Raw genomic sequence first — 12,105 nt, 5'->3', positions numbered from 1 at the left:
AGTACTTTTACAGGGGTATCTTCAGCAAGGAGCACATCATGAGCGCACAGCACACTACCGCAGCCAGAGGGATAGCCAGGGCCATTCGCCAGTTAACCGTGGGATATGTCAGAAAACGCCATGAGGACCGCAAAACGCGGGAGACGCGGCGCTACACCCGCCACGCAGCCCTGAGCCTGAACGGCGACTGGCTGGAGCAGGCGGGGTTTCCGGTCGGCACGCAGGTCAGAGTCTCGGTGTCGCCCGGGAAATTAGTGATAGAGAATCTTGATCTGGCGCCGCCGGGAACGGGGCTCCCGGCAGGTCAGTCGTGCGCCGGCGGAGAGCCCGGTTCGCCGCTGGGTTAATCGTCTGCGGCCTCCAGCCGGGCAAAGCCGCCCTGGCCCTGCCAGTCTGTCAGCTGCTGGTACACCCGGGCAACGGCCTCTTTTACCGGCTGGGTCATCGGATAATAAAAACCGACGATATCCGGCTGAATGCCGAGGAAAATCACCTCGCCGACGTCCTCTTTCAGCTGATCGACCAGATAGTTGAGCGGCATGTTATGGGTGGTCATCATAAACATCTCGGCGATATCGTCGGGATCGATGACGCGAATGTCACCGGGGTTAAGGCCCATGTCGGTGGCATCGACAATCAGCAGGCGTTCGGGGCGTAATTCGCGGATCGCCACGATGTCGTTTTCCGGCGCGCTGCCGCCGTCGATGACCACCCACTGGCCGGCCGGGTTCGCCGCGCACATCTCCGCCAGCAGCGGGCCGGCGCCGTCGTCGCCCATCATGCTGTTGCCAACACAGAGTAAAACGTCAGTCACGTAATCTCCTCACCATCAGGTAGATGGCGCTCTCCTGGTGAATATCATGCAGCATGCTGAGCAGGGTTTTGCTCCACGCCTGCTGCTGCGGGGTCTGCGCGGACTGCGCTTTATCAAAGGCGTTGGCCAGCATCGCCACATGGCTGCTGTCGATGACGATTTCGCCATACTTCGGCACGCCCTCCATTTTGCGCCGCGCGGCGCTCCCGGCCTCAAGGGTGGCGATCCATGCCAGATACGCCTCCCACGGGCAGCTCAGCGCCGCCTCGAGACAGTCGATGACGCCGAGGTGGTGGCCAATCGCCAGGCTGTAATAGACCACCTGCTGCGCCTGATCCGGCGTGGCGTCGTTCTCATCAATAAATTTACGGCTCAGCTGACTGAACACCACCGTCTCGCTCATCGGATACGCGCCCCCTCGACCACCTGGTTGAGATGGGTGACGATCTCGGTCAGACGCGGATCTTTCTCCGCCTCCAGCCAGCGCAGCACCTGGCTGTCGCCCTGGCCGAGCAGACGCATATAGTCGTCAGCAATCTGCCGGCCATAGCGATAGCCCGCCAGACGCCGCGCTTCGCGATCGATGCGCACCCGCAGGGGCTGCACCATATCGGCATGCAGCAGCTCGGTCGGCTGTTCGTCGAGTTCGCCTGGCAGACGAGCATGGATTTTCTGCTCCAGCAGGCCGAGGGCCATGGCGAAGCCGTACAGGGTGGCGGCGGGCGTCGGCGGGCAGCCCGGAATATAGACATCGACCGGTACGATTTTATCGGTACCGCCCCAGACACAGTACAGGTCGTGGAAGATGCCGCCGCTGTTGCCGCAGGCGCCGTAGGAGATACAGATCTTCGGATCCGGCGCCGACTGCCAGGCGCGCAGCGCCGGGGAGCGCATGGCGCGGGTCACCGCCCCGGTAAACAGCAGGATATCGGCATGGCGCGGCGAAGGCACCACCTTGATCCCGAAGCGTTCAGCGTCGAACAGCGGCGAAAGGGTGGCGAAGATTTCAATTTCGCAACCGTTGCAGCCGCCGCAGTCGACGCGGTAGACGTAGGCCGAACGTTTAATTTTCTTCAGCAGCGAGGCCTTCATGCTGGCGATGGATTCATCCACCGTCATCGGCACGGGAATGCCGTTTTCATCGCGCGGGCCAAGTAAAGTACTCATCAGCTGGCCTCCCTCATATGGCGGGTCAGTTCAATACGATCGGACGGCACCAGGCATTTCTGGCGCTTGCATTCCGGGCAGGTTTCGAAGCTTTCGCGGTGCAGCTCGGCGCGGGTATCGCCGTTATGCTTGAGCAGCGCGATGGCGTAGTCGATCTCCTTCTGCACCGCGAACGGACGCTGGCACTCCCGGCAGTGGCAGATAGCGAAGCGCGACTGCTGGAGGAAATCCTCTTTCTTCCACACCGCCAGCTCATACTCCGGCGACAGCTTAATCGCCGCCGTCGGGCACACCTCTTCACAGCGGCCGCAGAAGATGCAGCGCCCGAGGTTGAACTGCCACGCCAGCTGTTTAGTGGCCAGATCGGTCTCGACCGTCAGGGCGTTCGACGGGCAGGCGTTCACGCAGGCCGCGCAGCCGATACACTGCTGCGGCGTATGCTCCGGCTTGCCGCGGAAGTTTTTGTCCACTGGCATCGGCTCCAGCGGGTAGGCGTGCGTCGCGGTGCCGGTCTTAATAACTTTTTTAATAAAGGTAAACATGGCGATTCCTTATTTCAGCGGCGAGTTTTTACGCTCGATGCTGTAGCGCTCCAGCTCTTTGTACGGCACCACTTTGCTCTTCTTCTTGCGTACGTCGACAACGGTCATGCGGTCGGTACAGGAGTAGCACGGGTCGAGGCTGCCGATGATCAGCGGCGCATCGGAAACGGTGTTGCCGCGCAGCATATAGCGCAGGGTCGGCCAGTTGGCGTAGGTCGCCGCCCGGCAGCGCCAGCGATACAGTTTCTGGTTGTCGCCGGTCATGCTCCAGTGGATATCGTCGCCGCGCGGCGCCTCGGAGAAGCCCAGTGCGAAGCGGTGCGGAATATAGGTGAACCCTTCCACCATCAGCGGGCCGCCCGGCAGGTTATCGAGACCGAAATCAATCATATTCAGCGCGGTATAAACCTCGTTGATCCGCACCTTGAGGCGAGATATCACGTCGCAACCCTGCTCGCTGTGGACTTCCATCGGCAGCAGGCCGTAGCCGACAAACGGGTGGTCGGCGCGGGTGTCGCGGGCGTGGCCGCTGGCGCGCACCATCGGGCCGACGTTACTAAAGTCGCGGGCGATTTCCGGATCCAGACGGCCAATACCGACGGTACGCTGTTCCATATTCGGCGTGCTGAGCAGCATATCCACCAGCTCCTGCACGTCGCGGCGCATCTGCTGCGCCAGCTGACGGGTCTGGATCATGTCCTCTTTCAGCAGGTCGCGGCGGATCCCGCCGATCAGGTTCAGGCCGTAGGTTTTACGCGCGCCGGTGAGAATTTCCGCCATCTTCATTGAGGTTTCGCGCACGCGGAAGAACTGCATAAAGCCGGAGTCAAAGCCGGTAAAGTGGCAGGCCAGACCGAGGTTCAGCAGGTGCGAGTGCAGGCGTTCCACCTCCAGCAGAATGGCGCGGATCATCTGCGCCCGCTCCGGCACCACGATGCCCATCGCGTTCTCCACCGAGGTGGTGTAAGCGGTACTGTGGGCGAAGCCGCAGATGCCGCACACCCGGTCCGACAGGAAGGTCACTTCGTTATAGCCCATGCGGGTTTCCGCCAGCTTTTCCATCCCGCGATGGACGTAGAACAGGCGGTAGTCGGCATCGATAATGTTCTCGCCGTCAACGAACAGGCGGAAGTGGCCAGGTTCATCAGAGGTGACGTGCAGCGGGCCGATCGGCACCACGTTGTTTTTCTTGCTGCCGAGCTCGTTAATGAACTCGTAGGTTTCCGCGTCGGTGGTCGGCGCCGGACGCTGGCGATAGTCCATGCTGTCTTTGCGCAGCGGATAGAGTTCGTCCGGCCAGTCGTCCGGTAGCACCAGACGACGTTCGTCCGGCAGGCCGACCGGCACCAGGCCGTACATATCGCGCACTTCGCGCTCGCCCCACACCGCCGCCGGGACACGCGGCGTCACCGACGGGTATTCCGGTTTGTTGGCGTCCACTTCCACGCGCACGGTGATCCAGCATTTGGTGCCCTGCTCCATCGACAGCACGTAATAGACCGCGTAGTGGCCGTTGAGCTTACGTTCATCGTTGCCGAACAGCACCGACAGCCAGCCGCCCTGCTGGTAGTAGAGAAACTCCACCACTTCCGGCAGGTAGTTGACCTTCACGGTGATGGTTAACTGGTCTTTGGTCTGCCAGGCTTCGTCCAGCACCACGCCCGGAAAGGCCTGGTGCAGCGCCGCAAGATAGTGTTGACCGATTTTTTCTTCAGACATGCTCAAACTCTCTTAATCACGCCACCAGCAAGGAGACGAAAGCTAAAAAGGCGAAACCAAACCCGGCCCAGGTGACGCGGGAGGTGGCACAAAAACGCAGACGCGCCATGCTGTTTTCAAACAACGCGATAATCAGCACCCCGACTACCAGCTTGACGACAGCGACCACCAGCGCCAACAGCAGGCCGCCGACGCTGAAGCTGGTCATCTGGCCCCACGGGAAAAAGACCCCGACAAACATCTGCAGCACCACCAGCTGTTTGAGGCTGATGCCCCACTTCAGGATGCCAAAGCCGCTGCCGCTGTATTCCGACAGGGGGCCCTCCTGCAGCTCCTGCTCCGCTTCCGCCAGATCGAACGGCAGTTTGCCCATCTCGATAAAGGTGGCGAAGGCGCAGGCGCACAGCGCCAGAATCAGTGGAATGCTGTGCGCCGCCGGCCAGTGGTAAAGGGTATCGGTGATGGTGCTGATATGGGTCGAGCCGGCGACCTGCGCCGCCACCCACAGGCCCAGCAGCAGGATCGGCTCCACCAGCACGCCGAGCATCGCTTCGCGACTGCTGCCCAGCGCGGTAAACGGGCTGCCGGTGTCCAGACCGGAAATAGCAAAGAAGAAACGGGCGATGGCGAACAGGTAGATCAGGGTGATGAGATCCCCGAGCACCGGCAGCGGAGAGTCCACCGTCACCACCGGCAGCGCGGTGGCGATGGTCAGCATCACGCCGACCATGACGTACGGCGTCAGGCGGAACACCCAGCCAGAGGCGTCAGGACCGACGCTCTGACGGCCCAGCAGTTTCAGGATATCGCGATACTCCTGCAGTACCCCCGGTCCGCGGCGGTTATGCAGCCGCGCGCGGGCGACGCGAACGATCCCGGACAACAGCGGCGCGACGGCAAACAGCACCAGCGCCTGTAGCAATGCAATTAACAGACTCATTCTCAGGCTCCTCGCGAAATGACAATCACCACCAGCACCGCCAGCTCAACCAGCGCGATCCCGCGCAGCAGCGCCGGCGCCGAGGCCGATTGCCAGCCCGGCACCAGACGCACCGGGTTCAGCCAGTGACGCAGCTTCAGCAACGGCGCAAAGGCCTCTTTCACCGGCATGGCAAAGCCGTGGGCCGTTACCACCATCGACTGCTCGTGGTCGTAACCGCAGACCCACGCCGCGCCGCGCGAGCGCGCCGCCAGGCGATCGCCTTTAAAGAAGATCATCAGCAGGAACGGCAGCAGCGGGCAGGCGATAAGCAGCAGCGCGATCATCGGCTGCGATACCACGCTCGATACCTGAGCCTGCACCGGGAAGGCGCCGCTCACCAGCGGCAGCAGCCACGGCGCGGCGATGCCGCCAACGAGGCAGAAGACCGCCGCCAGTATTACGCTCAGGGTCATCAGCCAGGGGGCGCAGGTGGCGTTTTCCGCCTCTTTCGTCCGCGGCGCGCCGAGGAAGGTCACGCCATAGACTTTCGCCATACACATCACCGCCAGTGCGCCGGTGATCGCCAGGCCGACGGCCAGCAGCGGCCCCAGCAGACGGCCAATAAACAGGTCGCCGGTGCTCATTTTGAAGAAGGACTGGTAGATAACCCACTCGCCGGCGAAGCCGTTCAGCGGCGGCAGGGCCGCCATTGCCATCAGTCCTACCAGCATGGCGAGGGAGATCAACGGCATTTTTTTACCGATGCCGCCCAGCTTCTCGATATCGCGATGGCCGGTACGGAACCACACCGCCCCGGCGCCGAGGAACAGCGTGGTTTTGAACAGGCTGTGGTTAATCAGGTGATACATACCGCCGATAAAACCCAGCACCATCAGCGTGCTGTTGCGGGTTGCCACGCCGGTAACAAAGGCGCCCAGCCCCAGCAGGATGATGCCGATGTTCTCGAGGGTGTGATAGGCCAGCAGACGCTGAATGTTATGCTCCATCAGGGCATACAGCCCGCCGATAAAGGCGGTGATCATCCCCAGCGCCAGCAGCATGACGCCCCACCACAGCGGCGGCACGCCGCCGGCCAGCGAGACGGTCAGCATGCCGTAAAGACCGACCTTCATCACCACGGTGGAAAACAGCGCGGCGGCTGGCGCGCTGGCCCCGGCGTGAGCCTGCGGCGCCCAGCCGTGCAGCGGGATCGCCCCGGCCAGCAGGGCGAAACCCACCAGCCCCGGTAGCCACAGCAGCGGGTTCTGCATCATATCCACCGCCTGCAGGTTGATCTGCGCCAGCTCGAGGGTGCCGTAGGTCGACCACACCAGCCAGCAGGTCCAGGCCATCAGCAACGTGCCGAGACGCCCCAGGGCAAACCACAGCTTACCGGAAGCGGCGCAGCCGGTGAGAAAGGCCGCGCAGAGCGCCATGATCTCCGCCATCACCACCAGCGAACCGATATTGGTCACCACCACCGCGCAGGTGGCGGCGGCCAGCAGCAGGTTGACCAGCAGGCCGTTGGCCTTCACCTGCGGATGGCGATGCCAGCTAATATTGAACAGCGACACCGGCAGCGCCGACAGGCCGATGGCCAGCAGCCACAGCGCGTTGACACCGCCCACCCGCATCGTCAGATGCAGAAACTGCAGCATGCCGCCGTGGATCCGTTCCGGCATCAAGAGCGCGGCGCCGCCGGCAACCACCAGCATGGCGCTGGCCACCGCGCCGCCGATCCCGGCAATAGCGCCGCTGAGCGGTTTACGCATGGCAAACACAAAGGCCAGCACGGCGCTGGCGGCGTACCACATCACCGCCTGATTGACTAATCCCATTACACTCATTCCCTCTCCCCCTGTTGCGCCTGGAACAGCGACAAGTCGCCAAGGTCGGTATTAAAGGTCAGCTGGCGTTTACGCTTGCTGGCCTGGGCGATATCCCGGCTATCCACCAGCATCAGCGCGTTGGTCGGGCAGGTCCGCACGCAGGCCGGGCCCTGGTCATCGAAGTGGCAGAGGTCGCATTTCACAGCAATGGCGCGCACGCCGGGCACCCAGTCGAGCAGCGAGCTGACGCGGGCCGGCGCCGGCGGCGCGGGGGGCGCCAGTCGGGTATTGGCATTGGCCGGAATATCCAGCGGACGGCTGCCGGAAAATTCGATGGCGCCAAACGGGCAGGCGATGCCGCACAGTTTGCAGCTTACGCACAGGCTCTCGTTGAGCTGGACGGCGCCATCGACGCGCTGGATGGCGTTAACCGGGCAGACGGTGGCGCAGGGGGCATCTTCGCAGTGGTGGCACATCTGCGGTGCCGATTCTTTTTCATTACGCATCACCTGCAGCCGCGGCATAGCCTGCAGGCCGTGCTGGCGATGCGTCTCAGAGCAGGCGGCTTCGCAGGTGCGGCAGCCGATACAGACAGTGGAGTCAGCAATTACAAAACGGTTCACCGGGTCATCCTCGGGTGAAAGTCATTTTTGACGAAATCAGGTTGCGCAGGTGTCATTTTCGACACGTGTCGACACCTCGCGATCAGTGGGTCAGGGCCAGATGGCTTAAATCCACCGGTTGGTCTTGCTCCATGGCGTCATACAGACGGTCATAGACGGTGGCGATAATCGCCAGATAGTGCTCCAGCACCTGGTCGCGGGAGCGGTTGCTGATCCGCCCGTCCACCGTGCCATCTGCCGCCAGAGTGGCCTGAGCAATCAGGTACTTATCACCGCCGCCTTTGTTTTCGACGTAGTATTCGATGGTGTGGCTGTTAAAGCCTTCCGCCAGCGCGACAAACACCTGAAAATGGCCGAACAGCACGAAGCACAGCTCTTTATCCGGCGCGCAGCTCATCGCGTGATGCAGGCGGGCCTTCGACAAGGTGATCCCCTGAACCAGCGAGTTACAGTAGATGTGCCACTGCTCCTGCTGCTGCCGGTGACGGTCGGCGATGTAATCCGCCTTTTCACTTATTTCCCAAATAGTCATATCGGTTTCTCCGTTGCATGAGATGCACCCTCTAAGCATTTTTCATGCCAGGTTTTATTTAATTGATTTAACTATGTTTTTGTATTCATCCCTGCCGACGTGACATGTCGATGACAGCCCCGGGGCGTCGACATCGACATCGACGGCCACGACGATTTCATTCTGGCATCGTTATTGCATACAAGGCGCATTGCGATACGGAGGCGACTATGCACGAAATCACCCTCAGCCAGCGGGCGCTGGAAATTATTGAACAACAGGCGCAGCAGGCCGGCGCGCGACGGGTGACCGGCGTGTGGCTCAAGGTCGGCGCATTTTCCTGCGTGGAAGCCAGCGCCCTGACCTTCTGCTTTGAGCTGGTCTGCCGCGGCACGCTGGCGGAGGGGTGCGAACTGCATATCGCCGAACAACAGGCTGAATGCTGGTGCGAACGCTGCCAGCAGTACGTCCATCTTGTCTCGCAGCACGTCCGCCGCTGCCCGCTCTGCAATAACGACCAGCTACAGATCGTGGCGGATGACGGCTTACAGATTCAGCGTTTAGAACTGGAGTAAACTATGTGTACAACATGCGGCTGTGGCGAAGGCAACCTCTATATTGAAGGAGACGAACGAAACCCGCATTCCGCGTTCCGCAGCGCCCCCTTCGCGCCCGCCCCACGCCAGACGATGACCATCACCGGTGTCAAAACCGATCACTTCGCCCCCACCCGCACGCCAGAGGGCGACCTGCATTACGGCCATGGCGAGGCTGGGACTCACGCCCCGGGGCAGAGCCAGCGGCGGATGCTGGAAGTGGAGATCGACGTGCTGGATAAAAACAACCGTCTGGCGGCGCGCAACCGCGCACGCTTTGCGGCGAAACAGCAGCTGGTGCTGAATCTGGTTTCCAGCCCCGGCTCCGGTAAAACCACCCTGCTGACCGAAACCCTCACCCGGCTGAAAGGACGCGCCGACTGCGCGGTGATTGAAGGCGATCAGCAAACGGTCAATGACGCCGCCCGCATTCGCGCCACCGGCACCCCGGCGATTCAGGTCAATACCGGGAAAGGCTGCCATCTCGACGCCCAGATGATCGCCGACGCCGCCCCGCGTCTGCCGCTGGCTGACCACGGCATTCTGTTTATCGAAAACGTCGGCAACCTGGTCTGCCCGGCCAGCTTTGATCTCGGCGAACGCCATAAGGTGGCGGTGCTGTCGGTCACCGAAGGCGAAGACAAACCGCTGAAATATCCACATATGTTTGCCGCCGCCAGCCTGATGCTGCTCAACAAAGTCGACCTGCTGCCGTATCTCAATTTCGAAGTTGAGAAGTGCCTGGCCTGCGCCCGTGAGGTCAATCCGCATATTGAGATTATTCTCCTCTCGGCCACCAGCGGCGAAGGCATGGAGCAGTGGCTCACCTGGCTGGAGACGCAGCGATGTGCATAGGCATTCCGGGACAAATTTGCGCCATCGACGGCGTGCTGGCGAAGGTGGAAGTCTGTGGCATTCAGCGCGACGTCGACCTGACGCTGGTGGGCGCCGTTGACGAGCAGGGTCAGCCGCGTCTCGGCCAGTGGGTGCTGGTGCACGTTGGGTTCGCCATGAGCGTGATCAATGAAGCCGAAGCGCGCGACACTCTCGAGGCGCTGCAAAATATGTTCGATGTGGAGCCGGACGTCGGCGCGCTGCTGTATGGCGAGGAGCGATAATGCGTTACGTTGACGAATACCGCGCCCCCGAACAGGTGATGCAGCTGGTGGCGCATCTTCAGCAGCGTGCGCGTCTGCTGCCGCACACCGCCGCGCGACCGCTACGCATCATGGAGGTCTGCGGCGGCCATACTCATGCCATTTTTAAATTCGGGCTCGACCAGCTGTTGCCGGAGAATATCGAATTTATTCATGGGCCAGGCTGCCCGGTGTGCGTCCTGCCGATGGGGCGCATCGATGCCTGCATTGAGATTGCCAGCCGTCCGGGGGTCATCTTCTGCACCTTCGGCGACGCCATGCGCGTGCCAGGTAAAAACGGCTCGCTGCTGCAGGCGAAATCCCGCGGCGCCGATGTCCGCATCGTTTACTCGCCGATGGACGCCCTGCGGCTGGCGCAGCAAAACCCGCAGCGTGAGGTGGTCTTTTTCGGCCTCGGTTTCGAAACCACCATGCCCGCCACCGCCCTCACCCTGCGTCAGGCGCGGGAGCGCAACGTCGATAACTTCTACTTTTTCTGCCAGCACATCACCCTGCTGCCGACCCTGCGCAGCCTGCTGGATCAGCCGGACAACAGTATCGACGCCTTTCTCGCCCCGGGCCACGTCAGTATGGTGATCGGCACCGAAGCCTACGGCTTTATCGCCAGCGACTATCATCGTCCTTTAGTGGTCGCTGGTTTCGAACCGCTTGATCTACTGCAAGGCGCGGTGATGCTGGTTGAGCAGACAATAGCGCAGCGCAGCGATGTGGAAAATCAGTACCGTCGCGTGGTGCCGGATGCCGGCAACCCGCTGGCGCAGGCGGCGATGGCCGACGTCTTTCGCCTGGATGGCGACAGCGAATGGCGCGGCCTGGGGGTCATTAGCGACTCCGGCGTGCAGCTTACGCCAGCCTATCAGCGCTTCGATGCCGAGGCGCATTTCCGCCCGGCGCCGCAGCGCGTGTGCGACGACCCGCGGGCCCGCTGCGGCGAGGTGCTGACCGGCCGCTGTAAACCGCACCAGTGCCCGCTCTTCGCCCGCACCTGCAATCCGCAAAGCGCCTTTGGCGCGCTGATGGTCTCCTCAGAAGGGGCCTGCGCCGCCTGGTATCAATATCGCAGTCAGGAAAATGAAGCATGAAAAGCGTCCAGTTAGCTCACGGTAGCGGCGGTCAGGCAATGCAGCAGCTGATCGGCGACCTGTTTATGCAGGCCTTCGCCAACCCCTGGCTGGCGGAGCAGGAGGATCAGGCGCGCCTCGATCTGGCGGCGCTCGCCGCCCAGGGGGACCGCCTCGCCTTCTCCACCGACAGCTACGTGATTGACCCGCTGTTCTTTCCCGGCGGCAATATCGGCAAGCTGGCCGTCTGCGGTACCGCCAACGATGTGGCGGTCAGCGGCGCCATCCCCCGCTATCTTTCCTGCGGCTTTATTCTCGAAGAGGGGCTGGAGATGGCCACCCTGGAAGCGGTGGTCGCCAGCATGGCCGACACCGCCCGGGCGGCAGGGATCGCCATCGTCACCGGCGACACTAAAGTGGTGCCGCGCGGCGCGGCGGATAAGCTGTTTATTAACACCGCCGGCATCGGCGCCATCCCGGCGGACGTTCGCTGGGGGACGCAGCAGATTAGCGTCGGTGATGTGCTGCTGGTCAGCGGCACGCTGGGGGATCATGGCGCCACCATCCTTAACCTGCGCGAGCAGATGGGGCTGGACGGCGCGCTGTCCAGCGATTGCGCGGTGCTGACGCCGCTTATCCAGACCCTGCGGCCACTGAGTGGAGTGAAAGCTCTGCGCGACGCCACCCGCGGCGGGGTCAATGCCGTCGCCCATGAGTTCGCCGCCGCCAGCGGCTGCGGCATCGAACTGCAGGAGGCAACGCTGCCGGTCAACGATACGGTGCGCGGCGTCTGCGAACTGCTTGGGCTGGACGCCCTGAACTTCGCCAATGAAGGCAAACTGGTGCTCGCCGTCGCCCGCGAGGCCGCGGAAAACGTGCTAGCGCATTTGCGGTCTCACCCACTGGGACGCGATGCGGCGATAATCGGCGAAGTGGTCGACCGCCCGGGCGTGCGTTCCGTTGGGCTGTACGGCGTGAAGCGTACGCTCGATCTTCCCCACGCCGAGCCGCTGCCGAGAATTTGTTAACGACGGCGTCGGGTCCCGGATAGCGGCTGGCGCCTTATTCGGGCTACAAAACTGCGCGCACGTAGCCCGGCTAAGCGCAGCGCGAGCCGGGGTTAAAGCGGCAATAACCGCTTTATTAACATACTATTATTTGTAC

15 protein-coding genes are annotated in these 12,105 nt (G+C 62.4%); 6 read left to right on the top strand and 9 right to left on the bottom strand.

Annotated elements, in window-relative coordinates:
* The first annotated feature begins 38 nt into the window (after positions 1-38).
* Positions 39-347 (top strand): SymE family type I addiction module toxin, encoded by a 309-nt coding sequence (locus HMPREF3142_RS15240; protein ID WP_070612192.1) that lies wholly within the window; start codon positions 39-41, stop codon positions 345-347.
* On the opposite strand, the gene hycI is transcribed toward HMPREF3142_RS15240, so the two are convergent.
* From hycI to hycA, 9 genes are all read right to left on the bottom strand, one after another.
* Positions 344-814, bottom strand: coding sequence for a hydrogenase maturation peptidase HycI (gene hycI, locus HMPREF3142_RS15235; protein ID WP_012540769.1), 471 nt, complete (start codon positions 812-814; stop codon positions 344-346). The two genes, HMPREF3142_RS15240 and hycI, sit on opposite strands and share 4 nt — an antisense overlap.
* Positions 807-1,217, bottom strand: a complete 411-nt coding sequence (locus tag HMPREF3142_RS15230) for a formate hydrogenlyase maturation HycH family protein (RefSeq protein ID WP_032731137.1) — start codon at positions 1,215-1,217, stop codon at positions 807-809. The genes hycI and HMPREF3142_RS15230 overlap by 8 nt, the downstream gene beginning before the upstream one ends.
* Entirely contained in the window at positions 1,214-1,981 is a 768-nt protein-coding gene (locus HMPREF3142_RS15225; RefSeq protein WP_002914891.1) for an NADH-quinone oxidoreductase subunit B family protein, read from the bottom strand. Before HMPREF3142_RS15225 ends, HMPREF3142_RS15230 begins: the two co-directional genes overlap by 4 nt.
* Complete coding sequence (locus tag HMPREF3142_RS15220) at positions 1,981-2,523, bottom strand: formate hydrogenlyase complex iron-sulfur subunit (protein ID WP_016161699.1); 543 nt, start codon at positions 2,521-2,523, stop codon at positions 1,981-1,983. The genes HMPREF3142_RS15225 and HMPREF3142_RS15220 overlap by 1 nt, the downstream gene beginning before the upstream one ends.
* 9 nt (positions 2,524-2,532) lie before the next feature.
* Positions 2,533-4,242 carry a formate hydrogenlyase subunit HycE gene (gene hycE / locus HMPREF3142_RS15215; RefSeq protein ID WP_004151044.1) on the bottom strand — a complete coding sequence of 570 codons (1,710 nt, stop codon included), beginning with the start codon at positions 4,240-4,242 and terminating at the stop codon, positions 2,533-2,535.
* Positions 4,243-4,258: 16 nt separating this feature from the next.
* On the bottom strand, positions 4,259-5,182 hold the full coding sequence (locus HMPREF3142_RS15210) for a respiratory chain complex I subunit 1 family protein (RefSeq protein ID WP_008806182.1): 924 nt from the start codon (positions 5,180-5,182) through the stop codon (positions 4,259-4,261).
* Positions 5,183-5,184: 2 nt separating this feature from the next.
* On the bottom strand, positions 5,185-7,011 hold the full coding sequence (gene hycC / locus HMPREF3142_RS15205; RefSeq protein ID WP_012967357.1) for a formate hydrogenlyase subunit 3: 1,827 nt from the start codon (positions 7,009-7,011) through the stop codon (positions 5,185-5,187).
* Complete coding sequence (locus tag HMPREF3142_RS15200) at positions 7,008-7,616, bottom strand: 4Fe-4S dicluster domain-containing protein (RefSeq protein WP_004151047.1); 609 nt, start codon at positions 7,614-7,616, stop codon at positions 7,008-7,010. The genes hycC and HMPREF3142_RS15200 overlap by 4 nt, the downstream gene beginning before the upstream one ends.
* Positions 7,617-7,698: 82 nt before the next feature.
* Complete coding sequence (gene hycA, locus HMPREF3142_RS15195; RefSeq protein ID WP_004205645.1) at positions 7,699-8,148, bottom strand: formate hydrogenlyase regulator HycA; 450 nt, start codon at positions 8,146-8,148, stop codon at positions 7,699-7,701.
* A gap of 209 nt (positions 8,149-8,357) precedes the next feature.
* On the opposite strand from hycA, the gene hypA reads away from it, so the two are divergent.
* The 5 genes from hypA to hypE are packed head-to-tail and all read left to right on the top strand — an operon-like array spanning position 8,358 to position 11,969.
* Positions 8,358-8,702 (top strand): hydrogenase maturation nickel metallochaperone HypA, encoded by a 345-nt coding sequence (gene hypA / locus HMPREF3142_RS15190; RefSeq protein WP_012540763.1) that lies wholly within the window; start codon positions 8,358-8,360, stop codon positions 8,700-8,702.
* A gap of 3 nt (positions 8,703-8,705) precedes the next feature.
* Positions 8,706-9,578, top strand: coding sequence for a hydrogenase nickel incorporation protein HypB (gene hypB, locus HMPREF3142_RS15185; RefSeq protein ID WP_070612191.1), 873 nt, complete (start codon positions 8,706-8,708; stop codon positions 9,576-9,578).
* Positions 9,569-9,841, top strand: coding sequence for a HypC/HybG/HupF family hydrogenase formation chaperone (locus HMPREF3142_RS15180; protein WP_002914934.1), 273 nt, complete (start codon positions 9,569-9,571; stop codon positions 9,839-9,841). Before hypB ends, HMPREF3142_RS15180 begins: the two co-directional genes overlap by 10 nt.
* Positions 9,841-10,962 carry a hydrogenase formation protein HypD gene (gene hypD / locus HMPREF3142_RS15175; RefSeq protein WP_012967355.1) on the top strand — a complete coding sequence of 374 codons (1,122 nt, stop codon included), beginning with the start codon at positions 9,841-9,843 and terminating at the stop codon, positions 10,960-10,962. The genes HMPREF3142_RS15180 and hypD overlap by 1 nt, the downstream gene beginning before the upstream one ends.
* Positions 10,959-11,969 carry a hydrogenase expression/formation protein HypE gene (gene hypE, locus HMPREF3142_RS15170; protein WP_012967354.1) on the top strand — a complete coding sequence of 337 codons (1,011 nt, stop codon included), beginning with the start codon at positions 10,959-10,961 and terminating at the stop codon, positions 11,967-11,969. Before hypD ends, hypE begins: the two co-directional genes overlap by 4 nt.
* Positions 11,970-12,105: the final 136 nt, after the last annotated feature.

It is taken from the genome of Klebsiella sp. HMSC16C06, assembly GCF_001808325.1.
GTDB lineage: Bacteria > Pseudomonadota > Gammaproteobacteria > Enterobacterales > Enterobacteriaceae > Klebsiella > Klebsiella variicola.
The sequence above is the reverse complement of the archived record's forward strand: the minus strand, read 5'-3'. Positions and strand labels throughout refer to the sequence as shown.